Source organism: Ideonella sp. (assembly GCF_041914305.1).
Taxonomy (GTDB): domain Bacteria; phylum Pseudomonadota; class Gammaproteobacteria; order Burkholderiales; family Burkholderiaceae_C; genus Ideonella.
The window spans coordinates 1-23,942 of record NZ_JAYSDQ010000002.1 but is presented as its reverse complement, the minus strand read 5'-3'; the positions used below and the strand labels follow the sequence as shown (position 1 = coordinate 23,942).

Below are 23,942 nucleotides of genomic sequence, written 5' to 3'. Positions count from 1 at the left end.
CCATGGAACGATCGTCCCCGGCAGGGCGACCGGGCGGGCGCGCGGTGCGCGCCCCCTGGGCCGACCGGCTGTTTGCCTTGGCCGCACACGGCGCCGCCTGGCTGACGCTGGCGCTCCTGGTGGGCATCTTGCTGTCGCTGATCGCCGGGGCGGCGCCGGCGATCCGCGAGTACGGCCTGAGCTTCCTCTGGCGCAGCGAGTGGGACCCGGTGCAGGACCGCTACGGCGGCCTGGTGATGATCTACGGCACGCTGATGACCTCGTTCATCGCGCTGCTGATCGCGGTGCCGGTGAGCTTCGGCATCGCGCTGTTCCTGACCGAGTTGTCGCCGCAGTGGTTGAAGCGCCCGCTGGGCGTGGCGATCGAGCTGCTGGCCGCCGTGCCGTCGATCGTCTACGGCATGTGGGGCCTGCTGGTCTTCAGCCCGCTGCTGGCCACCTACGTGCAGCAGCCGCTGCAGCACATCTTCAAGGGCGTGCCGGTGCTGGGCGCGCTGTTCTCCGGCCCGCCGGTGGGCATCGGCCTGCTGTCGGCCGGCATCATCCTGGCGATCATGATCATCCCGTTCATCGCCTCGGTGATGCGTGACGTGTTCGAGGTCACGCCGCCGATGTTGAAAGAGTCGGCTTACGGGTTGGGCTCGACCACCTGGGAGGTGGTCTGGAACGTGGTGCTGCCCTACACCAAGACCGGTGTGGTCGGTGGTGTCATGCTCGGGCTCGGCCGCGCGCTCGGCGAGACGATGGCCGTGACCTTTCTCATCGGCAACATGAACCAGCTGAATTCGATCTCGGTGTTCGAGGCGGCCAACAGCATCACCTCGGCGCTGGCCAACGAGTTTGCCGAAGCCGGCGAGGGCCTGCACCAGGCCTCGCTGATCTACCTGGGCCTGGTGCTGTTCTTCATCACCTTCGTCGTGCTGGCGTTCTCGAAGATCCTGCTGGCGCAGTTGAAGAAGAGCGAGGGCAGCAAGTCATGAGCAGCCTGACAAGCCTCGACGCCGGCCGCCTGGCCATGCACCGCAAGCGCAAGCGGGTCAACGTGGTCGCGCTGACGCTGTCGCTCGGCGCGATGGCCTTTGGCGTCTTCTGGTTGATCTGGATCCTCTACGAAACCGTCCACCTGGGCCTCGGTGGCCTGAGCTGGCAGGTCTTTACCGAAATGACGCCGCCGCCGCAGGCCGAGACCGGTGGCCTGGCCAACGCGATTTACGGCTCGCTGATGATGGTTGGCCTGGCCACGCTGATCGGCACGCCGGTCGGCATCATGGCCGGCATCTACCTGGCCGAGTACGGGCAGCGCACCTGGCTGGGCCGCACGACGCAGTTCATCAACGACATCCTGCTGTCGGCGCCGTCGATCGTGATCGGGCTGTTCATTTACGCGGTCGTCGTGTCGCGCTTCAAGTCCTTCTCGGGCTGGGCGGGTGTGCTGGCGCTGGCGCTGATCGTGATCCCGGTGGTGATCCGCACGACCGAGAACATGTTGAGCCTGGTGCCGAACGCGCTGCGTGAAGCCGCCTACGCATTGGGCACGCCGAAGTGGAAGGTCATCCTGTCGATCACGCTGAAGGCGGCGCGTGCCGGGGTGGTGACCGGTGTGCTGCTGGCGCTGGCTCGGATCTCGGGCGAAACCGCGCCGCTGCTGTTCACGGCGCTGTCCAACCAGTTCTGGACCTCGAACCTCGGCGAGCCGATGGCCAGCCTGCCCGTGACGATCTTCAAGTTCGCGATGAGCCCTTACGAGAACTGGCAACAGCTCGCCTGGGCTGGTGTCTTCCTGATCACGCTCGGCGTGCTCGCGCTCAACATCCTGGCGCGCGTGCTGTTCCGCAACAAACACTGACCGAAACGCGAAAGCACCATGGACGCGAAAGTCGACCTGTCTGTCACCGAGAAATCCAAGATCGCGGTGCGCGACCTGAATTTCTACTACGGCAGCTTCCACGCGCTGAAGCACATCAACCTGAACATCCCCGAGAAGAAGGTGACCGCCTTCATCGGGCCGTCGGGTTGCGGCAAGTCCACGCTGCTGCGCACCTTCAACCGCATGTTCGAGCTGTACCCCGAGCAGCGGGCGGAAGGCGAGATCCTGGTCGATGGCGAGAATGTGCTCGACAAGCGGCTCGACGTGTCGCTGATCCGTGCCAAGGTCGGCATGGTCTTTCAGAAGCCCACGCCGTTCCCGATGTCGATCTACGACAACATCGCATTCGGTGTGAAGCTGTTCGAAAACCTGTCGCGGGTTGAGATGGACGAGCGGGTCGAATGGGCGCTGAAGAAGTCGGCGCTGTGGAACGAGGTGAAAGACAAGCTCGGCCAGAGCGGCTCGGGCTTGTCTGGTGGCCAGCAGCAGCGGCTGTGCATTGCGCGCGGCATCGCGATCAAGCCCGAGGTGCTGCTGCTTGACGAGCCCTGCTCGGCGCTGGACCCGATCTCCACCGGCAAGGTCGAAGAACTGATCCATGAGTTGAAGAGCGACTACACCGTCGTCATCGTCACGCACAACATGCAGCAGGCGGCGCGGGTGTCCGACTACACCGCCTACATGTACCTGGGTGACCTGATCGAGTTCGGCCCGACGCGCGATCTCTTCATGAAGCCGCAGAAGAAAGACACGGAAGACTACATCACCGGGCGTTTCGGTTGATCGAGCGGGAGACACACACCATGAGCGACAAGCATCTCTCCACCCAGTTCGATGCCGAGTTGAGCGGCGTCTCGACCCGCGTGCTCGAAATGGGCGGCCTGGTCGAGGCCCAGGTGGCGCAGGCCATCTACGCGCTGACCAACTTCAGCGCCGAGACGGCGACGCAAGTGCTGCAGATGGAAGAGCGGGTCAACCAACTCGAGGTCGACATCGACGCCGACCTGTCGGCCATCATTGCCCGCCGCCAGCCCACCGCGCGTGACCTGCGGCTGCTGATCGCGATCAGCAAGACCATCGGCAACCTCGAGCGGGTGGGCGACGAAGCGGCCCGCATCGCGCGCACGGTGCAGCGCCTGATCAACACCGGCGTCTTCAGCCGCCTGCGCCTGCCGGTGGGCGACGTGTCGTTCGAGGCCAAGCTGGCCACCGCGTCGCTGCGCAAGGCGCTCGATGCATTCGCGCGGCTCGACACGGTGCAGGCGCTGGATGTGATCAAGAACGACAACCAGATCGACGCCGAGTTCGACGGCCTGATGCGCAAGCTCATCACCTACATGATGGAAGACCCGCGCACCATCTCGGCCAGCATCGACCTGGTGTTCGTGGCCAAGGCCATCGAGCGTGTGGGTGACCACGCCAAGAACCTGGCCGAACAGATCATCTACATCGTCAAGGGGCGGGACGTGCGGCACAACCCGGTCGAAACGGTGGAGTCGATCGCGCTGACGCGCAATTGACCCCCGACCCGTACCGCCTGCTGGAAGAACGGAGAACCTGACACATGCCCACCGTGCTCGTCGTCGAAGACGAAGCGGCGATTGCCGAGTTGGTCGCCATCAATCTGCGCCACGCCGGCTTTGAAGTCACGCTGGCCGAGAACGCCGACCAGGCCAACGTGGCGGTCGACGCCGTGCTGCCCGACCTGGTGCTGCTGGACTGGATGCTGCCCGGCCAGTCCGGCGTTGCGTTGGCGCGCCGTTGGCGCGGCGATGCGCGCACGCGCGAGCTGCCGATCATCATGCTGACCGCCCGTGCCGACGAGACCGACAAGGTCGCCGGCCTGGACGCCGGTGCCGACGACTACCTGACCAAGCCTTTCTCGACACAAGAGCTGCTCGCGCGCATTCGCGCGGTGCTGCGGCGCCGCGTGCCCGAGGCGCTGGACACGGTGGTCGAGGTGGGGGGGCTGAAGCTCGACCCGTCGACCCGCCGCGTCAGCCGCGAAGGGGTGGACCTGAAGCTCGGGCCGACCGAGTTCCGCCTGCTGCACTTCTTCATGACCCACCCCGAGCGGGTGCACAGCCGTGCCCAACTGCTGGACCGCGTCTGGGGCGACCATGTCTTCATCGAGGAACGCACGGTCGACGTGCATGTGAAGCGCTTGCGCGAGGCGTTGCTGCCGGCCCGCTGCGCCTCGATGATCGAGACGGTGCGTGGTGCCGGCTACCGCCTGAGCCAGCAGGCCATCGCGTCGGCCGCGTGAGCGCCGGGCACGCCCAGCGACGCGAGGCGCGTTGATGTCCTGGATCTGGTTGCGGGTGCTGCTGACCGCGGCGCTGGTGCTGCTCGGCGGTGTCATCGGCCATCTGTTCGGCGGTGGCGAGCGCAGGGAACTGCAAGGGGCCCTGGCGGGCATCGCCGGCGGATTGCTGGTGTTCATCGTGCGCGACATCTGGCGCGGCCACCAGCTGCTGCGCTGGCTCAGTGGCGGCGCCATCGGCGCCGAGCCTCCGCGCATGGGGGGCTTCTGGGGCGAGATGGCCACGCGCATCGAGCGTGCGCTGCGCTCGCGCGAACGCAGCGCTGCCAACGAGCGTGACCGGTTGGCGCAGTTCCTGTCGGCAATCGAGGCGTCGCCGAACGGCGTGCTGCTGCTGGATGCGAGCGAGCAGATCGAGTGGTGCAACGCGCTGGCCGCCGACCACCTGGGGCTCGACCGCCACCGCGACCTGCGCCAGCGCGTGACCAACCTGGTCCGCGCGCCGGCCTTCGTCGCGATGCTGCAGGCGCGGGCGTTCGAGCAGCCGGTGCAGATCCCGCAACCAGACGGCAGCGGGCTGCTGTCGGTCATCGTGCGCTCGTACGGCGACGGCCAGCGCCTCGTGCTGACGCAAGACATCACCGAACGCGAGCGGGCCGACGCGATGCGGCGCGATTTCGTTGCCAACGTGTCGCACGAGATCCGCACGCCGTTGACGGTGGTGGCGGGCTTCGTCGAGACCTTGACCAACCTGCCGCTGTCCGAGGTCGAGCGCAAGCGTGTGCTGGCGCTGATGGCGCAGCAGACGCAGCGCATGCAAAGCCTGGTCGGCGACCTGCTGACCCTGGCGCGGCTCGAAGGCAGCCCGCGGCCGTCGTCGGACGCCTGGTTGCCGCTGGCCCGCCTGGGCTCGGCCGTCGAGATGGATGCGCGCGGCCTGTCTGCGGGCAGGCACCGGCTGAGCTTCGATTGGGGCGACGAGGTAGAGCTTGCCGGCAACGAGGCGGAGCTGCTGAGCGCGGTGACCAACCTGGTCAGCAATGCCGTGCGCTACACGCCGGAGTCGGGCCAGATCGAGGTGCACTGGCGCCAGCGGCCCGAGGGGGCGGGCGAGATCACCGTGCGCGACACCGGCCCCGGCATCGCCGCCGAACACCTGCCGCGGCTGACCGAGCGCTTCTACCGTGTCGACGGCAGCCGCTCGCGTGACACCGGCGGCACCGGCCTGGGGCTGGCGATCGTCAAGCACGTGGCGCAGCGCCATGGCGGCGAGCTGCTGATCGACAGCACCCCGGGGCAGGGCTCGTGCTTCACGCTGGTGCTGCCGGCGATGCGGGTGCGGTTGCCGGCGGGGCGGGTGGCGGTTTCCCAGCCTTGATTTCCCACCCTTGATCTCGCCCTTGGGCGAAGGACCGTCTTCAGGCGCTCAGTCTGCCGGGTGGTAGATCAGCAGTTGCTCGCTGCGTTCGCCAGGCCGGCGCAGGCGGGCGGTCAACTCCCAGCCCGACGGCGCCGGCGGCAACGCCGCGCCGCGCCAGCTGATCAGCAGGTGCTGGCAGGCGGCCACCGGGGCGCCGACGTTGGCCGCGGTCACCACGCGGTGGTCGCCAAAGACCTCCAGCGCGGCCACGTTGGCGCGCGTCATGCCAGGGGCGCGCACGCAGGTGCCGCGGGGCACATGGCGGTCGACCAATTCCATCAGCGGCCGCGGGCTGCGGCCGTAGTCGAGGGCGGGCAGCAGCAAGGTCATCGTCAGCAGCCAGGCCAGTGCCACGCCGCTCGCCGGCAACACCAGGCTCTTCCACAGCGGGTGGCGGTGGCGTGAGGTGCGCCAGCGCACCAGCCACAGCCAGGCCACCGTGCCGAGCGTAGCCGCCACCAGCTCGATCACCGAAAAGCGCGGCATGAAGCCCGGCGCCAGGCGCTGGATGTTGGCCATCGGCTTGGCCGGCACGCCGGTCTGCATCGACAGGTAGATGACCCAGACCGCCAGCGCCGCGAGGCTGAAGAAGAAGACCGAGAACCAATCGATCGCCGAGCCGGCGCTGCGCTTGAGCGTCGGCAGCGAGAAGGCGGCCAGCACCGCCAAGCCGGGCGTTGCGAGCATCAGCGCGCGGTCAGACCCGCCCATCGCGATGCAGGCCGCGAGGCCGACGATCACGGTGACCAGCGGCACGGCGATGTGCCGCCGCAGCCAGTGCTGGCGCCAGCGCCACAGCGTCCACAGGGCCAATGGCCACGCCGGCCAGGGGAACCACAGCAACAACCGGCCGGTGCCCGCCAAGCTCGGCGTGGCCAGCCGCGATTGCCAGGCACCCAGCAGCGTGGCCACGCCGACGGCCAGCGCCAGCGAGGCCAGCAGCCAGGGCCACAGCGCGCGCACCTCGGCGTAGCTGGAACGCAGCACGACCAACAGCGCCATCGCGCCCAACGCCACCGCCATCGTCGGCGCGCCGCTGCTGGCCAGCGCGGGCAGGGCCAGCAGCAGCCCGGCGCGCACCGGCGCCGAGCGGTAGGGCGCGGCAGCCAGCGCCCACAGCCACAGCGCCACCTCGCTCAGCTGCATCAGCTCGGGCGTGGTCTCATGGCCCAGTTGCAGCAGCCCCAGCGTTGCGATCGTGGCCAGCAGCGCACCGTCGGCCAATGCGCGCGCGTAGTCGATCGGGTCGGCCTCGCCGCCGAATGCAAAGGGCACCGGTTGCGCGGCGTCGGTGCGCGCCAGGTTGAAGGTCGCGTACCAGATCAACGCCAGCGTCAGCGCCAGCAGGGCGGCAAACGGCAGGCGCGCGGCCAGCGCGGGGTCCATCCAGGTGCCCAGCAGCTTGATGAACATGGCGCCCAGCGCATGCGGCAACAGGGCGGTTTCGGCCGGCAGGTCACCCAGCGTGGGCGACCACCACGGCGTGCGGCCCTCGGCCATGCCGAGCATCGTCGCGAACGCGGTCAGGTCGGCGTTGCGCCACGGGTCGCGGCCGAACAGGCCCGGCAGCAGGTAGGCGGCGCAGAACAGCACCAGCACCAGCCTTGGCAAACGCTCGGCCGCACGCTGGGTGACGAGTGCAGGGGTCGGTTGGTTCACGGGCGCGATCATGCCAAGGTCGGACGGCGGTCAGCCGGCGGGCGTCAAAAGAATCTGTTGCGCGGGCCGCGGGCGCGGCAAAAGAAAAAGGCAGCCGAGGCTGCCTTTTCCATCCGGGCTCGAGCCCTCAAGATCACTTCTTGAGGCCGACGCGGGCGAACTTGTTGCGGAACTTCTCGACGCGGCCGCCCAGCGTATCCACGCTCTTTTGCTGGCCCGTGTAGAAGGGATGCGACTCGCTGGTGGTTTCCAGCTTGAACAGCGGCAGTTCGCGGCCGTCGTCCATCTTCACGGTTTCCTTGGTCGGCGCGCACGAACGCGTGACGAACTTGAAGCCGTTGGACAGATCCACGAAGCAAACGTCGCGGTAGTTGGGGTGGATGCCTTCTTTCATGTCGCAAACCTTTCGCGGGGAATCGTCGGCAGCCACGCCGCACCATGCGTGCGCACTTACCAGGGCAGACAACCTGGGCAGAAGAGCCGGGGTCTGGAAAAACATTGGATTATAGCGCCCCCGCGGTGGCCAGTTGGGGGTCCACCGCCGCCAGGACATGGCGGCACATCGCGCCTGCCAACTCGTGCTCACCCACCAGCACCGTGCCGGCGCCCTCGTTGCGCAGCAATTCGGCCTCTTCGGCGTTGTGGCTGCGCACGATGACCTGGATCTGCGGGTTCAGCGCGCGGGCGGTCTCGACCATCTTGCGCACATGGACGGTGTCCGGCGTGGCGATGGCCAGTGCGCGCGCGTCCTTGATGTGCGCCTGGATCAGCACCTCGGGTTCGGTCGCGTCGCCCCAGACGGCCGCGTGGCCCATCGACCGCAAGAGCTCCACCGCGTCGCGGTTCTGTTCGGCGACGACGAACGGGACACCCTGGGCCGACAGCCCATCGGCGATGCGCTTGCCGACACGGCCCCAGCCCACCAGCACGACCTGGTTCGACAGGTACTTCGCTTCGGTCGCCATCGGCAGCGCGGCCAGCGGGTCTTCGGCCGGCTCCAGCCGCCGGGCCAGACGAGGGTGCTTCTGCAGCCAGGCCTGGACCGGGTCGACGATGCTGAACATCAACGGGTTCAGCGCGATCGAGATCAACGCACCGGCGACGACCAGGCTTTGCCCTTCGCGCGGCAGCAGGCCCAGCGACAGCCCGAGCCCGGCCAGGATGAACGAGAACTCGCCGATCTGCGCCAGGCTGGCCGACGCGGTCAGCGCGGTCTTCACCGGGTAGCGCAGCGCCAGCACCAGCGCCGCGGCCGCCGCCGATTTGCCCAGCATGATGATCAGCACGGTGGCCAGCACCTGCAGCGGCCGGTCCACCAGCACCGCGGGGTCGAACAGCATGCCCACCGAGACGAAGAACAGCACGGCGAAGGCGTCCTGCAGCGGCAGCGTCTGCTCGGCCGCACGCTGGCTGAACTCGGATTCGCGCAGCACCATGCCGGCGAAGAAGGCGCCCAGCGCGAAAGACACGCCGAACAGCGCCGACGAGCCGTAGGCGATGCTCACCGCCGCGGCCACCACGCAGAGCGTGAAGAGCTCGCGCGAGCCGGTTTTCGTCACCTGCCACAGCACCCACGGGAACAGGCGGCGGCCGACGATCAGCATGAACGCCACAAAGCCACCGACCTGGGCGAGGGTGATCGCCAAAGTCCAGCCCAGGCTTTTGCCGCTGGCCGACGCCGGGGCCTCGCCCCCCAGCATTGGCGCCACGGCGGGCAGCAGCACCAGCACCAACACCATCGCCAGGTCTTCGACCACCAGCCAGCCGATGGCGATGCGCCCGTTGGCGGTATCGACGATGCCGCGGGTTTCGAGCGCCTTCAACAAGACGACCGTGCTGGCCACCGACAGCGACAGCCCGAAGATCAGCGCTGCGCCCAGCGGCCAGCCCCACAGCGCGGCCACGCCGGCGCCCAGGGCGGTGGCCACCAGCATCTGCGCAATCGCGCCGGGCAGCGCCACCCGGCGCACGGCCAGCAGGTCGGCCACCGAGAAGTGCAGGCCGACGCCGAACATCAGCAGCATCACGCCGATCTCGGCCAGTTGACCGGCGATCACGCTGTCTGCCACGAAGCCGGGTGTCGCCGGCCCGATCGCCACGCCCGCCAGCAGGTAGCCCACCAAGGCCGGCAACCGCAGCTTCACCGCCACGAAGCCCAGCACCAACGCCAGCGCAAAGCCGGCGGCCAGGGTGGTGATCAGGCTGACGGCGTGCGGCATGCGGCTCCCCTTGGCTAAGGCCCCGGCATTGGGGCAGACCCTGAAAAAGAAACAGCCCGCGTCGCGGCGGGCTGTCTGGGCACGGGTTGTGCGGATGGCTGCGGCGCGGTCTACCCGCCCCGGCGCATCATGTCGAAGAAGTCGAGGTTGGTCTTGCTCGCCTTCATCTTGTCGAGCATGAACTCCATCGCCTCGATCTCGTCCATCGGGTAGATGAGTTTGCGCAGGATCCAGGTCTTCTGCAGGATCTCGGGCTTCATCAGAAGTTCCTCGCGCCGCGTGCCCGACTTGTTGATCAGGATCGACGGGTAGACGCGCTTCTCGGCCATGCGGCGATCCAGGTGGATTTCGCAGTTGCCGGTGCCCTTGAACTCTTCGTAGATCACCTCGTCCATGCGCGAGCCGGTGTCGATCAGCGCGGTGCCGATGATCGTCAGCGAGCCGCCTTCCTCGACGTTTCGCGCCGCGCCGAAGAAGCGCTTCGGGCGCTGCAGCGCGTTGGCGTCGACACCGCCGGTCAGCACCTTGCCGGAACTGGGCAGCACGTTGTTATAGGCGCGGGCCAGGCGGGTGATCGAGTCGAGCAGGATCACCACGTCTTTCTTCAACTCGACCAGGCGTTTGGCGCGCTCGATCACCATCTCGGCCACCTGCACGTGGCGGGCGGCCGGCTCGTCGAAGGTCGAGCTGATGACTTCGCCGCGCACGGTGCGCAGCATTTCGGTCACTTCTTCGGGCCGCTCGTCGACCAGCAGCACGATCAGGTGCACATCGGGGTGGTTGGCAACAATGGCGTGCGCCAAGTGCTGCATCATCACCGTCTTGCCGGTCTTGGGCTGGGCCACGAGCAGGGCGCGCTGGCCTTTGCCGATCGGCGCGATCAGGTCGATGATGCGGCCGGTGATGTTTTCTTCGCCCTTGAACGCATCACGCTCGAGCTTGAACGCCTCTTTCGGGAAGAGGGGGGTCAAGTTCTCGAACATGATCTTGTGCTTGTTCTCCTCGGGCGTCAGGCCGTTCACGCGGTCGACCTTGACCAGTGCGAAGTAGCGCTCGCCATCTTTTGGCACCCGCACTTCGCCTTCGATCAGGTCGCCGGTGTGCAGGTTGAAGCGGCGGATCTGGCTCGGCGACAGGTAGATGTCGTCGGTCGACGCCATGTAGCTGGTGTCGATCGAGCGCAGGAAGCCGAAGCCGTCGGGCAGCACTTCGAGCACACCGTCGCCGAACACTTGCTCGCCGGCCTTGGCGCGCTTTTTCATGATCGCGAACATCAGCTCCTGCTTGCGCAGGCGCGAGACGTTGTCGATCTCCAGTTCCTCGCCCATCTGGATGAGGGCGGAGACGTGGAGCGCCTTGAGTTCTGACAGATGCATCGACAAACACCCTTTGGGGCAAGCAGCCGCGTTGCGCCTTCAAATGCGCCGGGCCGGTTCGGTGATGCCCAACCGCCGGGGATCACCGGCGCCTTGGGCGCATACCGCGATTCGAGAAAGTGGGGTCGGGGAGCTGTGGGCCTGAATCCGACGCGCCATCCGGTGGATTACCGTGGGCGCCGTGGCCTTGGAGCCTGTTCACACCGTCAGGGCGGGGCCTCTACCGTGAGGTTTGGGCCGCCGCACCCGGTGCGTCAGGCGCGATTATAGATGGCCGTCGAGGAATGCCGTCAATTGGGCTTTCGACAACGCGCCAACTTTCGTTGCGGCCAGCTGACCGCCCTTGAACAGCATCAGCGTCGGGATGCCGCGGATACCGAACTTGGCCGGCACGTCGCGGTTGTCGTCGACGTTCATCTTGGCGATTTGCAGGCGCTCGCCATATTCCTTGGCGGTTTCGTCGAGGATGGGCGCAATCATCTTGCACGGGCCACACCATTCGGCCCAGTAGTCGACCAGCACCGGCTTGTCGGACTTCAGGACATCGGCCTCGAACGAGGCATCGGAGATGTGCTTGATCAATTCGCTGCTCATGAAAGATCCTTGGGGGAAGGCCTCGGCGGCCGAAATGGGCGCAGGCGGTGGGCGCTCGGCCCGGGTGGGGCAGGTGCTGCTGATGCAGCGCTTTTTCAAGCCCCGGAACGCGCCGTGCACCTGATGTGAGCCGGGCACAATGATTCTGACATAAAGCTTGCGCAATCGTCGGTGGCGCTGGGGCGGTGGCCCTTTGCACAGCGGGTACTTGCGCGGCCCTCCCATCTGCATGACCGACACCGCCCCCACCATCGCCTCTTTGCCACCCGGCCGGCCCGATCGGGCCTGGTGGCGGGCGGTGGCGCAGGCGCTGCACGGCTGGGCCGGCGAGGTGGGGGTCGACCTGCGCGATGCCATCTGGCTGCTGCCGTACGCGGCATTGCTGCCGGCCGCGCGCCAGGCCCTGGCCGACGCCGGTGGCTGGCAGCCGCGGGTCGAGACGCTGGCCACCTTGCGGGTGCAGCTGGGGCCGCGCCTGCCCAGCCCGGGCCCGGGGCTCGATGCCGTGCTGAACCGATTGCAAGCCGCGCAATGGCTGCGCGAGCAGCCGGCCGGCGCAGCCTGGGCGCGCGAAGACGCGCGCGCCTTTCGCCAGGGCGTGGATGCCCTGGTGCGCAGTGCCGAGGCGCTGCAAGCCACCGCCGCCTGCCATGCCCCTGCGGTGCGCGACGCCTGGTGGGGCGAGGCCAGGGCGCTGCTGGCGGGCGGCAGCGGGCCGGGCGGCATCGAGCGCCTGCTCGCGCGCATTGCGCTCGAGTGGGCGGCCAGTGGCGACGCGGGTGACGCAGACGCGCTGCGCCGCGTGCGCCCGTCGGCCTGGGTGCTGCTGCGCGCTGGCGGGCCCGATCGATTGGCAGACGCGGTGCTCGCCGAGGCGGCGGCCCGGGGCACACCCTGCCTGGTGCTCGATGCCGACCCCCCGTTGGACGCCCCCTTCACCTTGGCGCTGGCGCACGAGCCGCCAGCCGAGGCGCTGTGCCCCGATGCAGAAACCGAGGCGCAGGCCGCGTGCGCCCAGGTGCTGGCCGAACTGCGGTCGGCACCTGACGCCCAGGTTGCACTGATCGCGCAAGACCGCGAAGGCGTGCGCCGCGTGCGGGCGTTGCTCGAGCGGTTCGGCGTGCCGGTCATCGACGACACCGGCTGGCGCCTGGCCACCACCCGGGCCGCGGCGCGCCTGGTGGCCCTGCTGCGGGCGGCGCAGGGGCTGCGGCCTGGCCGGGCCGACACGGCTGCCGCCGACCAGCGCCTGGACTGGCTCAAGGACGACCCGCTGGGCCTGGCGCGCCCCGAGGCCCTGGCCGCGCTCGAAGCGCACTGGCGCGGCCGCCGCATCGACGAAGCCTTGCTCGAGCCCGCCGAAGCCTTGTGGGCCGACGCGCAAGCGCGCCTTGCGCCTTTGCTGGCCGATCGCCGCCGGCCGTTGGCCGAGTGGCTGCGCGCGCTGTCGGCCCTGTGTCTGGCCGAGCCGACGGAGGCCGCCCGCTGGCGCGACGACTCGGCCGGGCGCGCGGTGTTGACCGCGCTGCGGCTGGAACCCCAGGCCGGCCACGAGGGCACCTGGGCTGCGCTGGCCAACCAGGCGACGATGACGCTGGACGACTTCGTCGCCTGGGTCGACGAGGTGTTGTCCGAGGCCAGCTTCGTGCCGCCGCACGACAGCCACGCCCGTGTCGTGATCACGCCGCTGGCACGGGCGCTGTTGCGGCCGTTCGACGCGGTGGTGTTCCCCGGGGTCGACGAGCGCCGCTTCGGCGTGGTCGAGCCGCAGCCTGAACTGATCCCGCACTCGGCGGCGCAGACCTTGGGCCTGGACGGTGCGGCCGCACAGCGCACACGCGAGACGCTGGCGTTCGCACAACTGCTGCGGCAACCCCGGTTGACGCTGCTGCGCCGGGTGGCCGAAGGCAGCGAGCCGCTGGGCGCCAGCGCGCTGGTTGAGCGGCTGCGCCTGGCCTGGCTGGCCGCCCCTGGTGGTGCACGCGAGTTGCCGCGCGTGGCGCCGCGTTTGTCGACGCGCCAGGTGGCGCCGCAGCCGGTGCTGCCGCCCATGCCCACGGTCGGCAGCCGCTGGCCGAGCAGCCTGAGCGCCAGTGCGGTCGAGGCGCTGCGCGCCTGCCCCTACCGCTTCTACAGCCGCGTGCTGCTGGGCCTGGGCGAGGCCGACGAGCTGGACCGCAGCCTGGCCAAGCGCGACTACGGCAACTGGCTGCACGCCGTGCTCTACCGCTTCCACCTGGACCGCGTGCCGACGCAGGACCTGGCAGCCGACAGCGCGCGCCTGCACCAGGCGGCGCAGGACGAGCAGGCCGAATCGGGCCACAGCCAGGCCGACCTGCTGCCCTTTCTGGCCAGCTTCGAGGCCCTGGCCGAGCGCTACCTGCGCTGGCTGCATGCGCGCGAGGCCGAGGGCTGGCGCTGGGCCCATGGCGAGCAAGAGCGCCGCACCGCGCCGCAGGCGTTGGCAGGCCTGTCGATCCACGGCCGGCTCGACCGGCTGGACCGCCACCTCGACGGCCGGGTGCAGTTGCTCGACTACAAGACCGGCAGCGTCGCCGCGCTGAAAGACCAGCTGATCGACCGCAGCGAAGACACACAACTGGCCTTCTACGCCGCGCTGGTGGCCAGCGAAGGCGAGGTGCCGCCCGAGGCGGTGAGCGCCGCCTATCTGGCGCTGGACGACCGGGCCTCGCCGATCGAGCTGGCCCATGCGCAGGTGGGCGCGTCTGCGGTGATGCTGGTCGCCGGCCTGGCGGACGAACTGCGGCGCGTGCGTGCCGGCGAGCCCCTGCGCGCGCTGGGGCAGGGCGAGCTGTGCGAGCACTGCGAGGCGCGCGGGCTGTGCCGGCGCGACCACTGGGCGCCCGATGCCGCCGCACCCATCACCCCCCCCACCGACACGCGATGAGCCAGCACGCCGCCTACAGCATCGACGGCGCCGAGTCCGACCGGGCCCGCTTCTACGCCACCGCCTGCGACCCGCGGCAAAGCGTGGTGGTCGAAGCCTGCGCCGGCGCCGGCAAGACCTGGATGCTGGTCTCGCGCATCCTGCGGGCACTGCTGGAAGGCGCCGAGCCCCAGCAGATCCTGGCCATCACCTTCACCCGCAAGGCCGCGGGCGAGATGCGTGAGCGCCTGAACGACTGGCTGGCCGAGTTCTCCGATGTGCGTGCCAACCATGCGCAGCGTGTGCAGGCGCTGCGCGACCGGGGCCTGGGCGAGGCCGATGCCGAGCGGCTGGCCCCTGCGCTCGGCCAACTGCACGGCAAGGTGCTCGCCAGCGGCCGCGTCGTGCAGGTGCGCACCTTCCACGCGTGGTTTGCGCAGCTGATGCGCATGGCGCCGCTCGAGGTGCTGGTGGCGCAGGGGTTGTCGCCCGGCATGGCGCTGATCGAAGACCCCGAGGAGCTGGGCCCCGAGCTGATGCGCCGCTTCCAGCGCCGCGCCGCGGCCGACGCCGAGCTGAACGAGCACTACCACGCGCTCGTCGCCCGCCAGGGCCGGACCACGCTGATGCGCTGGCTCAACACCGCGTGGCAGCGCCGCAGCGAGGTCGAGCGGGCCGACGCGGCCGGCGTGCTGGCCGACTCGGTGCCACCAGCTGCCGTGCAGTTCCCGGCCTGCGCGGGTTTTGCGCATCCGCTGGACCAATGGGACGCCGCGCCGCTGCAAGATCTGATGACCATCGTGGCCCGGGCCCTGGGCGCGGTCGAGAAGGCCAACCACCAGAAGGCGGCGCGGGCGCTGGCCCAGGCGCTCGAGACCGACGACCGCGTGCAGGCCTTTGCGCTGGCGTGGAAGGCGGTCCACACCGACGAGGGCACGCTGCGCAAGCTCAGTGGCGTGCCGCCCGAGTTCGCCGCGCTGAGCGACTGGCTGGTCGCGATCGACCAGCAGGTGATGCAGCAAGACGCCCACGACGACCAGCGCCGCATGGTGCCGCTGGCGCGCGCGCTGTTCGCCGAATACGCCGCGCTGAAACGCGAGCGCGCGCTGGTCGACATGAACGACCTGGAGCAGCTGGCCTTGCAACTGCTGGGCGAGGGCGACTGGGCCGGCTGGATCCAGGAGCGGCTCGACACGCGCCTGCGCCACCTGCTGATCGACGAATTCCAGGACACCAGCCCCCTGCAATGGCACGCGCTGCGGCCCTGGTTGGCTGGCTACGCGGGCGCCGGCGGCGGGGCCAGCGGGCATGAGCCCTTGTCGGTGTTCATCGTCGGTGACCCGAAGCAAAGCATCTACCGCTTTCGCCGCGCCGAGCCGCGGGTGTTCGCCGCGGCAGGCGAGTTCATCGCCCGGGCGATGCACGGGCGCCGCCTGGCCTGCGACCACACGCGCCGCAACGCGCCGCGGGTGCTGGCGGCGCTGAACCACGTTTTCGTGGCGGCCCAGGCCGCGGGCCACTACGCCGGCTTTCGGCCCCACACGACCGAGGTGCAGACCGCGCCGGGCGACACCTTCAGCGGGGTCTGGACGCTCCCGCGCGAGCCGAAGCCGCCGCAGCGCGCCCGCACCGACCGCGACGCGCCACTGACCTGGCGCGACAGCCTGACCGTGCCGCGCGTCGAAGAAGAAGAGCGCCGCACCGCGGCCGAAGCGCGCCGGGTGGCCGCGGCGATCGCCGAGCTGCTCGCTGGCCAAAACCTTCGCCCCGGCGACATCCAGGTGCTGGCGCGCCGGCGCAGCGTGTTGGGTCAGTTGTCCGACGCCTTGCGCGCCGTGCACATCCCCCATGTGCGGCCCGACGAACTGCAGCTGGCCGACGAGCCCGAGGCGCGCGACCTGATCGCGCTGCTCGACGCGCTGGCCTCGCCGGGGCACGACCTGTCGCTGGCCCAGACGCTCAAGAGCCCGATCTTCGATGCCAGCGACGCTGACCTGATGTGGTTGTCGACCCGCGCCCGCAGCGCTGGCAGCGGTGGCTGGTGGGCGGCATTGCAGGCCGCCGGCCCGCAGGCGCCACCGGCCCTGGCCCGCGCCGCGATGCTGCTGGCGCGCTGGGCCGAGGTGGCGCGCATGCTGCCGCCGCACGACCTGCTGGACCGGGTGCTGCACGAGGGCGACATCGCTGCGCGCATGCTGCGCTCGGCCCCGCCCGAGCGGCGCGACCATGCCCGTGCGGTGATCGACAGCCTGCTGGCGCAGACCCTGGCGCTGGACGGTGGCCGCTACACCACGCCCTACCGCTTTGTGCGGGCGCTGAAGAGCGGCTGGCTGACCGGCAGCGTGGCCGCGGCGGACGACGCGGTGCGCCTGCTCACGGTGCACGGCGCCAAGGGCCTGGAATCGGAGGTCGTGTTCCTGATGGACACCGACCCCGAGGCCCGCAACGCCGAGAGCGGCAGCCTGCTGGTCGACTGGCCGGTCGAGTCGACCCACCCGACGGCGGTGGCCTTCGTCGGGCGCTGGGCCCGGCTGGCGCCGTCGCTGCGCGCGTTGCAGGCTCAGGAAGAACTCGAGTCCGAGCGTGAAGAGCTGAACGGCCTGTATGTGGCGGTCACGCGGGCTCGAAAGCGCCTGGTGCTGTCCAGCATCGAGCCGCGGCGCAAGGCGTCCGACCCGGCCTGGTGGGACCGTCTCGTCGGCGAGGCTCAGGCCTGGGAGCCTGCCGCGCCAGCGCCGGTGGCCGGCGCGCCGGCCGCCGCGGCGCCGATCGAGGTGATCCGCTGGCCCGAGCCCGCCTGGGGCACGCCGGTGCCACGCGCCGCGCCGGCCCAGGTGCTGGCCGCCCCCGCCACCCGCGCCACGCTGATCGGCGAAACCTTCCACCGCCTGCTGCAGTGGGCCGCCGGCCCGAACGGCCCGCCGCTGGACAACCCCGACCAGCGAGCCGCCTGGCTCGACGCCGCCGTGCCCTCGGCCGCGGCCGAGTTCACCTTGGCCGCCGACGAAGCCGCGCTGGCCCGCCGCGCCGCCGCCGCGGTGCTGGGCAGCCCGGCCTGCGCCCCCTTGCTGCGCGGCCCGCGCATCGACTGGGCCGGCGACGAGGTGCCCGTGGCCGACGGCGGCGAAGCGCTGCGCATCGACCGCCTGGTCGCGCTGACCGAGCCGTCCGCCACGCTCGACCTGTTCAGCGGCACCGCCGCCCGCACCTGGTGGGTGCTGGACTACAAGCTCGAGCCCCACCCGCAACGCGACCCCGACAACCTGGCTCAGCTGGCGCGCTACCGCCGGGTGGTGGCGGCGCTGCAAGTGGGCGAGCCGGTGCGGGCCGCGTTCATCAACGGCCGGGGCGAATTGATCGAGCTGCCCTAAAACGCTGAACAAGCCCCGCGCGGCCTCGCGGGGACTTATTCAAGGTGGCCCTAAACAATGCCCCCGACCGGACGATAGGCGCGGTACAGAGGGATTCCAAAGAGGCCGGGGAGGTTCAAGGCTCGTGGAAACGTTTGACGCTGGCCTTGCCGGTGCTTGAGCGCGAATTGGTCACGGATTCCCCGGCACTTTCGGCCGCCAAGGCTGCCGACGCTGGGTTTCAATCGGCAAAGCGCCCAATTCGTCCATGGTCCTGCCCGCCCATCACTCTGCCGACAGTCCACGCCACGCCGCCTCGACCGGCGCGGTACGCATGTTCGGCCACTTCCAGTTGTTGCGCCTGCTCGGCAAGAGCGAGCGCGGCATGTTGTGGCTCGCGCTCGATTCACGCACGCAGCAAGAGCTGATGCTGGCCATGCCCCGCACGCAGCCTGGCGAAGGTGCCCACGCCTGGCAGCAGGCGGTGCGCCGCGCCGCGCGGCTGAACCACCCGCGCCTGGCCAAGGCGCTGGAGATCGGTGAGCACGAGCGCTGGCCCTATGTGGTCTACGAGCGTGGCGCCGCGGTTACCTGGGCCGAGAAGGTCTCGTCCCAGGGCATGGCGGGCACCGAACTGGCCGACTGGGTGGCGCAAGCCGCCCAGGGGCTGGCCTTTGCCCACGAAGCGGGCACCGCCCACCACGACCTGCAGCCGTGGTGGCTGCTGGTCGACGACGACAACCGCGTCAGCGTGCTCGGCCTCGAAGTGGCCGGCGCCCCGCGCGCCTCGGTCACCCAACCCGGCGGGCTGGACGAACTGCGCGCCGTGCGCGACGCCGCCGGGCAGGATGTGCTCGCGCTGGGCCTGATCGCCCACTGGTGCCTGGCCGGCCAGCCGCCGCTGGACGAGCCCGACATCGGCCGCGTGATCGCCTGCATGCCGCCGCAAGGCGCTGACATCGTCCGCCTGCCGTGGACCGTGCCGCGCCCGATTGCCGAGCCGCTGCGCGCGATCGTCAACCGCGCGACCGACCGACAAGAGCGCCACCGCTACCTCAACGCCCGCACCTTGCAGCGTGCGCTCGAAGGCTGGATCAAGACCACGACCGAGCAAGACGGCGGCCCGCTGGCGCTGCTGCTCGACCGCCTGCGCCAGGTCGGCACGCTGCCGGCTCAACCCGGTGGCGCCGATCGTGCGGCCCATATGGCGCTGATGGAAAGCGCGCGCACCAGCGACCTGGCCGAGATCGTGCTCGAAGACCTGGCGCTGACTTTTGAATTGCTGCGCACGGTGAACAACGCGCAGGTCCACGGGGGCCGCGTCTCGGGCGATGGCCCCGTGCTGATGCTGCGCCGCGCGATCGCGATGCTGGGGGTCGACGGCGTGCGCCGTGCCGCGTTGTCGCTGCGCCGCTGGCCGGGGCCGTTGAACGAGCAGGCCGCGTCCGAGCTCGACACGCTGATCCGCCGCATCAAGCGCGCCGGCCGCGTGGCGACGCGCCTGGTGCCGGCCGGCTACGACGGCGAGGTCGTCTACCTGATCACGCTGCTGCAGAACCTGGGCCGGCTGCTGGTGCAGTACCACTTCCCGGACGAAGCCGGCCAGATCCGCCGCCTGATGCAGCCGACCATCGTGACGCTGCCGCACAAGACACCGGGCATGGAGCCTGAAACCAAGGAAGAACCGGGCATGAGCGCCGAAGCTGCGTCGTATGCCGTGCTCGGCGCCGATCTCGAGGCCCTGGGCGCCGCGGTGGCGCGCCACTGGGGGCTCGATGACTCGGTGCAGCACATGATCCGCCGCATTGCGCCGAACGCGCCGGTGCGCACACCTGAATCCGATGGCGACATCCTGCGCGTCTGCGCGAGCTGCGCCAACGACCTGGTCGACGCGATGACGCTGCCGGCCGCCCGCGCCCCCAAGGCCCTGAACCTGGTGGTGCAACGCTACGCCCGCCCGCTGGGCCTGACCGGACGCGACATGCAAGACGCACTGCAAGGCGAGGGCGCGCGCAAGCAGCACGCCGCTGGCGCCGCACCGGCCCGCCGCGACGGCGACGCTGCCGGCAAACCGGCGGGTGCGGCACCGGGCCGCAAGCCACCGGCCGGCCCTTGGTCTGAAGCGCTGGAGGGCACCCTCACATGAGCGTGGCGGCGGTGGCGAATACGCCGGCCAAAGGCGGCGCGCAGCGCGTGGGCCGATTCGAACTTCGCGCCGTGCTGGGCCGCGGGGCGCAGGCCACCGTCTGGCTGGGCTGGGACCCGAAGCTGCAGCGCGAGGTGGCCGTCAAGGTCATCAGCGCCGATGCCGGCGCCGAGGCGATCGACGAATGGCTGAGCGAGGCGCGGGCGACCAGTGCGCTGGCCCACCCGGGCATCGTGCCGGTCTATGAGGCCGACCAGGACGGCCGGGCCATCTTTCTCGTCTTCGAACGGGTCGACGGGCCGACGCTGAGCGAGAAGCTCAAGGGCCTGGGCCCGATGCCGGCCCGTGAAGCCGCCGAGCTGATGCGCGAGGTGCTGGACGCGCTGGCTTTTGCCCACGCCCGTGGCGTGGTGCACCGCGACCTGAAGCCGTCGAACATCCTCGTTGGCAGCGACGGCCGTGCGCGGGTGATGGATTTCGGCATCGCGGCCAAGCTCTCTGAAGCGCACGACGGCCGCATCGTCGGCACGCCGGGCTACATCTCGCCCGAAGCAGCCGGGGGCCAGGCGCCGTCGCCGGCGATGGATGTGTACGCCGCCGGCATGATGCTGGGCCAGCTGTTGCTGGGCGCGCCGTTGCGGCCGATCCCGGCCAGCGCCGAGGCCGCACTGCGGCAGGCGATCGACCAGGACCTGGTCTGGCCGACCGGCAAGGCGCCGGTGGACGACAAGCTGCGCACGATGGTGATGCGTGCCACGTCGCGCGCACCCGAGGCGCGCTATGCGAGCGCCGCCGAGTTTCGCGATGCGCTGGCCAAGTGGCTGACGCCGCCCGATGCGCCGCCGCAGGTCGGCGGCCACGGCACGCTCGACTTCTTGTTGCGCCGCATGCGGCTGCACGGCGATTTCCCGGCGCTGTCCGATTCGGTGACCCGCATCCAGCGCGTGACTGCGTCCGAAAACGAGAGCCTGCAGGCGCTGTCGAGCGAGATCCTGAAAGACGTGGCGCTGACGCAGAAGCTGCTGCGCCTGGTCAACACCGCGCAGTTCCGCCATGTGGGCGCGGGCGAGATCGCCACCGTCTCGCGTGCCACGGCGCTGATCGGCTTTGCCGGCATTCGCAACATGGCGTTGTCGGTGGTGCTGCTCGAGCACATGAAGGACCAGACCCATGCCCAGCGCATGAAAGAGCTGTTCCTGCAGGCGCTGCTGACCGGCACGCTGACCGACCAGCTGTCGCCCACCACGCGCGAGCGTGAAGAGGCGTTTCTCGGCGGCATGTTGAGCCACCTGGGCCGCATGATGGCCGAGTACTACTTTCCCGAAGAGGCCGCGCAGGTGCGCGCACGCGTGTTGCGCAGCGGCTTGCGCGATACCGGGGCCGACGCGCCCGACGAGGCCCGCGTGGCCGCCGATGTGCTGGGCCTGAGCTACGACGACCTGGGGCAGGGCGTGGCCCAGTCCTGGGGCCTGCCCGACAACATGCGCCGCATGATGTGCGTGCCGCAAGAAGACGTGCCCGGCCGCTTGGTCGAATCACCGATCGAGCGCATGCGTTGGCGCGTGCGCGCGTCGGGTGAGCTGGTGCAGATCCTGCTGGACGGCGACCCGGCACTCACCGACCAGCGCGTGCTGGCGCTGGGCGAGCGCTACTCGCGTGCGCTGGACCTGAAGCCCGAGGCCTTTGGCTCGGCGCTGAAGCTGGCGCGGGTGAACCTGTCGGAGATGGCCGTTAGCCTGAAGATCGAGCCGGGGGCGCAGGCCAAGGCCCGCCGGCTGATGAATCCGGCCCCGGAGGCGATATCTGCCAAGCCTGGCGCCAAGGCCGGCGTGGTCGACGCGACCATCGTGTCGCGCCCGTTGGCCCCAACGGCAGCGCCGGGTGTGGAGGCGGCGCGCGATGCGACGATGGTCCTGTCCGCCCCGCCGCCCAGCCACGAGCAGGCCGAGGCGATGCTCTCGGCCGGCATCGCCGACGTGACCACCACGATGGCCAGCGACAGCTTCAAGCTCAACGAGGTGCTGAAGCTGATCCTCGACACGATCCACAAAGGCCTGGGCTTCGACCGCGTGGTGTTCTGCCTGCGCGACCCGAAGACCGGCCAGCTCACCGGCCGCATCGGCCTGGGCCATGGCGCCGACCAGATGGCCAAGCGCTTCGTCGTCGACGCGCGCGGCCCGCAACCGACCGACCTTTTCGGCGCCGCCTGCCTGAAGGGCGCCGACACGATGATCGCCGACGGCCGCAGCACCGCACTCGGGCCCCGGCTGCCGACCTGGTACCGCGGCGCACCGGCGCACAGCTTCATGCTGCTGCCGATGATGCTGAAGAGCGCGCCCTTTGCACTGATCTACGCCGACCGGCACTCGACCCCGCTGGACTTCGGCGAGCGCGAGCTGACGCTGCTGCGCACGCTGCGCAACCAGGCCGTGATGGCCTTCAAAGCCGCGGGCTGAACCCACGCGCGCCAGTCGGCGCAGGGGTGAACCGCACCGGCCCCCGGGCGGCGCTGCGCCAAGCCCCCACACCGGTGCCGCGCGCCGGGCCCGCCGACAATCGGCGCTGCATGCCTGATTCGACCCCGGACACGGCCGCGCCACGCCTGCGCGACCAGCACGACTACCTGCGCCTGCTGGGCGCGCGCATCAGCGGCACGGCCGCCAACCAGATGCTGATGGTGGCGCTGGGCTGGCAGGTCTACGACATCACCGCCAGTGCCTGGGCGCTCGGCTTGGTCGGGTTGGCGCAGTTTCTGCCCGCGCTGCTGTTCACCTTGCCCGCCGGCCATCTGGTCGACCGGCACGACCGCCGCTGGATGCTGGTCGGCAGCCTGCTGCTGCAGGCCGTGGTGGCATCGGTGCTGGCCACCGGCAGCGCCGGTGGCTGGGTCGACGCGCGCTGGATCCTGGCGACCTCGGTGCTGCTGGGAATCGCCCGTGCGGTCCAGATGCCTGCGCTGCAGGCACTGACGCCATCGCTGGTGCCGGCGGTGCTGCTGCCGCGCGCCGTGGCTGCGAGCAGCTCGGTGATGCAAGGGGCGATCGTCATCGGCCCGGCGCTGGGCGGCGCGATCTATGCCTGGGCCTCGGTCGCTGGCAGCGGCCACCTCGGCGCGTCGCCCGGGGCTGTCGGCGTGTACGGCGTGTCCTTGCTGATGCTGCTGCTGTCGATGGTGGCGGTTGCGCTGCTGCGCTACCGCGCACGATTCGAACGCACCGCAGCGGCCAGCTGGGACAGCGTGACCGCCGGCCTGCGCTTCATCTGGCAACGGCCGGTGATGCTGGGCGCGATCTCGCTCGACCTGTTCGCCGTGCTGCTGGGCGGGGCGACCGCGCTGCTGCCCATCTTCGCGCGAGACATCCTGCAAACCGGGCCGCGGGGTCTGGGCCTGCTGCGCGCGGCACCGGCCGTCGGCGCGGTGGTGGTCGGCCTGTGGCTGGCCCGCCGCGGCATCCAACGCCACGCCGGCGCCTGGCTGCTTGGCGCGGTCGCCGTCTATGGCACCGCAACCATCGGCTTCGGCCTGGCGCGCACGATGCCGCTGGCGCTGCTGATGCTCGCCATCGCAGGCGCGGCCGACATGTTCAGCATCGTCATCCGCCAGTCGCTGGTGCAACTCGAAACACCAGACGACATGCGCGGCCGCGTCGGCGCCGTCAACTCCGTCTTCATCGGCGCCAGCAACCAACTCGGCGAATTCGAATCCGGCGCCACCGCCGCACTGCTCGGCCCCGTCGGCTCGGTGCTGCTGGGCGGCGCCGGCACCATCGTGGTGGTGCTGCTGTGGTGGCGCCTGTTTCCGGCGCTGGCGCGGCGAGATCGGTTGCGGGCGGAGTGAAGGCAGGGGGAGTGACGGGGATGGGCTGATGCCGTGTCAGCTCGCCGACCGCGCGACGGTGCGCTGCCTCCGCGCGGAAACATGGAACACCAGCCACACCACGGCCGCATATACAACGCAATCGATCGCGAATGCGCCAGGGAAGAAGAGATCCTCTCCAAGGGACAACTGATTCTCGACTGACACGCCAGGAGCGCAGGTTCAACAAGCGACTGCAACACCCTCATGAAATGGGATGTCGGAACGCTCGCCATTGACGACTATAGGTCGAGAGCGCAAGCGCAATGCCTGCGCGCACGATGGCTTTTACAGGGCCGAGAAGG

General features: G+C 70.0%; 16 protein-coding genes. 11 read left to right on the top strand and 5 right to left on the bottom strand.

Annotated elements, in window-relative coordinates:
* The first annotated feature begins 2 nt into the window (after positions 1-2).
* The 6 genes from pstC to phoR are packed head-to-tail and all read left to right on the top strand — an operon-like array spanning position 3 to position 5,508.
* Positions 3-980 carry a phosphate ABC transporter permease PstC gene (gene pstC / locus ACE3SG_RS02920; RefSeq protein ID WP_374562467.1) on the top strand — a complete coding sequence of 326 codons (978 nt, stop codon included), beginning with the start codon at positions 3-5 and terminating at the stop codon, positions 978-980.
* Positions 977-1,846, top strand: coding sequence for a phosphate ABC transporter permease PstA (gene pstA, locus ACE3SG_RS02915; RefSeq protein ID WP_374562466.1), 870 nt, complete (start codon positions 977-979; stop codon positions 1,844-1,846). Before pstC ends, pstA begins: the two co-directional genes overlap by 4 nt.
* A gap of 18 nt (positions 1,847-1,864) precedes the next feature.
* Positions 1,865-2,650, top strand: coding sequence for a phosphate ABC transporter ATP-binding protein PstB (gene pstB, locus ACE3SG_RS02910; RefSeq protein WP_374562465.1), 786 nt, complete (start codon positions 1,865-1,867; stop codon positions 2,648-2,650).
* Between the two features lie 20 nt (positions 2,651-2,670).
* Positions 2,671-3,387: a phosphate signaling complex protein PhoU gene (gene phoU, locus ACE3SG_RS02905; RefSeq protein ID WP_374562464.1), complete on the top strand. Its 717-nt coding sequence runs from the start codon at positions 2,671-2,673 to the stop codon at positions 3,385-3,387.
* 44 nt (positions 3,388-3,431) lie between these two features.
* Positions 3,432-4,133 carry a phosphate regulon transcriptional regulator PhoB gene (gene phoB / locus ACE3SG_RS02900; RefSeq protein WP_374562463.1) on the top strand — a complete coding sequence of 234 codons (702 nt, stop codon included), beginning with the start codon at positions 3,432-3,434 and terminating at the stop codon, positions 4,131-4,133.
* 34 nt (positions 4,134-4,167) lie between these two features.
* Positions 4,168-5,508, top strand: a complete 1,341-nt coding sequence (phoR, locus tag ACE3SG_RS02895) for a phosphate regulon sensor histidine kinase PhoR (RefSeq protein ID WP_374562462.1) — start codon at positions 4,168-4,170, stop codon at positions 5,506-5,508.
* A 48-nt stretch (positions 5,509-5,556) separates the two neighbouring features.
* Here the strand turns inward: phoR and ACE3SG_RS02890 are convergent, their stop codons facing one another.
* The 5 genes from ACE3SG_RS02890 to trxA form a co-directional block, all read right to left on the bottom strand.
* On the bottom strand, positions 5,557-7,209 hold the full coding sequence (locus ACE3SG_RS02890) for a hypothetical protein (protein WP_374562461.1): 1,653 nt from the start codon (positions 7,207-7,209) through the stop codon (positions 5,557-5,559).
* 133 nt (positions 7,210-7,342) lie between these two features.
* Positions 7,343-7,603, bottom strand: coding sequence for a type B 50S ribosomal protein L31 (locus tag ACE3SG_RS02885; RefSeq protein ID WP_329725337.1), 261 nt, complete (start codon positions 7,601-7,603; stop codon positions 7,343-7,345).
* Between the two features lie 109 nt (positions 7,604-7,712).
* Positions 7,713-9,428 (bottom strand): YbaL family putative K(+) efflux transporter, encoded by a 1,716-nt coding sequence (gene ybaL, locus ACE3SG_RS02880; protein ID WP_374562460.1) that lies wholly within the window; start codon positions 9,426-9,428, stop codon positions 7,713-7,715.
* Between the two features lie 110 nt (positions 9,429-9,538).
* Positions 9,539-10,804, bottom strand: a complete 1,266-nt coding sequence (gene rho, locus ACE3SG_RS02875) for a transcription termination factor Rho (protein WP_374562459.1) — start codon at positions 10,802-10,804, stop codon at positions 9,539-9,541.
* Between the two features lie 264 nt (positions 10,805-11,068).
* The gene (gene trxA / locus ACE3SG_RS02870) at positions 11,069-11,398 is read right to left on the bottom strand and encodes a thioredoxin TrxA (RefSeq protein ID WP_324154224.1); all 330 of its coding nucleotides are present in this window, start codon (positions 11,396-11,398) and stop codon (positions 11,069-11,071) included.
* 229 nt (positions 11,399-11,627) lie between these two features.
* Between trxA and ACE3SG_RS02865 the strand changes: the two genes are divergently transcribed.
* From ACE3SG_RS02865 to ACE3SG_RS02845, 5 genes are all read left to right on the top strand, one after another.
* Positions 11,628-14,306, top strand: a complete 2,679-nt coding sequence (locus ACE3SG_RS02865; protein ID WP_374562458.1) for a PD-(D/E)XK nuclease family protein — start codon at positions 11,628-11,630, stop codon at positions 14,304-14,306.
* Positions 14,303-17,656, top strand: a complete 3,354-nt coding sequence (locus ACE3SG_RS02860; RefSeq protein WP_374562457.1) for a UvrD-helicase domain-containing protein — start codon at positions 14,303-14,305, stop codon at positions 17,654-17,656. Before ACE3SG_RS02865 ends, ACE3SG_RS02860 begins: the two co-directional genes overlap by 4 nt.
* 247 nt (positions 17,657-17,903) lie before the next feature.
* Complete coding sequence (locus ACE3SG_RS02855; RefSeq protein ID WP_374562456.1) at positions 17,904-19,781, top strand: serine/threonine protein kinase; 1,878 nt, start codon at positions 17,904-17,906, stop codon at positions 19,779-19,781.
* Positions 19,778-22,237: an HDOD domain-containing protein gene (locus tag ACE3SG_RS02850; RefSeq protein ID WP_374562455.1), complete on the top strand. Its 2,460-nt coding sequence runs from the start codon at positions 19,778-19,780 to the stop codon at positions 22,235-22,237. Before ACE3SG_RS02855 ends, ACE3SG_RS02850 begins: the two co-directional genes overlap by 4 nt.
* A 110-nt stretch (positions 22,238-22,347) precedes the next feature.
* Complete coding sequence (locus ACE3SG_RS02845; RefSeq protein WP_374562454.1) at positions 22,348-23,619, top strand: MFS transporter; 1,272 nt, start codon at positions 22,348-22,350, stop codon at positions 23,617-23,619.
* Positions 23,620-23,942: the final 323 nt, after the last annotated feature.

Coding starts and splice junctions, on each gene's coding strand:
- pstC (WP_374562467.1), top strand. CDS start 3: ATGGAACGATCGTCCCCGGCAGGGCGACCGGGCGGGCGCGCGGTGCGC.
- pstA (WP_374562466.1), top strand. CDS start 977: ATGAGCAGCCTGACAAGCCTCGACGCCGGCCGCCTGGCCATGCACCGC.
- pstB (WP_374562465.1), top strand. CDS start 1,865: ATGGACGCGAAAGTCGACCTGTCTGTCACCGAGAAATCCAAGATCGCG.
- phoU (WP_374562464.1), top strand. CDS start 2,671: ATGAGCGACAAGCATCTCTCCACCCAGTTCGATGCCGAGTTGAGCGGC.
- phoB (WP_374562463.1), top strand. CDS start 3,432: ATGCCCACCGTGCTCGTCGTCGAAGACGAAGCGGCGATTGCCGAGTTG.
- phoR (WP_374562462.1), top strand. CDS start 4,168: ATGTCCTGGATCTGGTTGCGGGTGCTGCTGACCGCGGCGCTGGTGCTG.
- ACE3SG_RS02885 (WP_329725337.1), bottom strand. CDS start 7,603: ATGAAAGAAGGCATCCACCCCAACTACCGCGACGTTTGCTTCGTGGAT.
- ybaL (WP_374562460.1), bottom strand. CDS start 9,428: ATGCCGCACGCCGTCAGCCTGATCACCACCCTGGCCGCCGGCTTTGCG.
- rho (WP_374562459.1), bottom strand. CDS start 10,804: ATGCATCTGTCAGAACTCAAGGCGCTCCACGTCTCCGCCCTCATCCAG.
- trxA (WP_324154224.1), bottom strand. CDS start 11,398: ATGAGCAGCGAATTGATCAAGCACATCTCCGATGCCTCGTTCGAGGCC.
- ACE3SG_RS02865 (WP_374562458.1), top strand. CDS start 11,628: ATGACCGACACCGCCCCCACCATCGCCTCTTTGCCACCCGGCCGGCCC.
- ACE3SG_RS02860 (WP_374562457.1), top strand. CDS start 14,303: ATGAGCCAGCACGCCGCCTACAGCATCGACGGCGCCGAGTCCGACCGG.
- ACE3SG_RS02855 (WP_374562456.1), top strand. CDS start 17,904: ATGGTCCTGCCCGCCCATCACTCTGCCGACAGTCCACGCCACGCCGCC.
- ACE3SG_RS02850 (WP_374562455.1), top strand. CDS start 19,778: ATGAGCGTGGCGGCGGTGGCGAATACGCCGGCCAAAGGCGGCGCGCAG.
- ACE3SG_RS02845 (WP_374562454.1), top strand. CDS start 22,348: ATGCCTGATTCGACCCCGGACACGGCCGCGCCACGCCTGCGCGACCAG.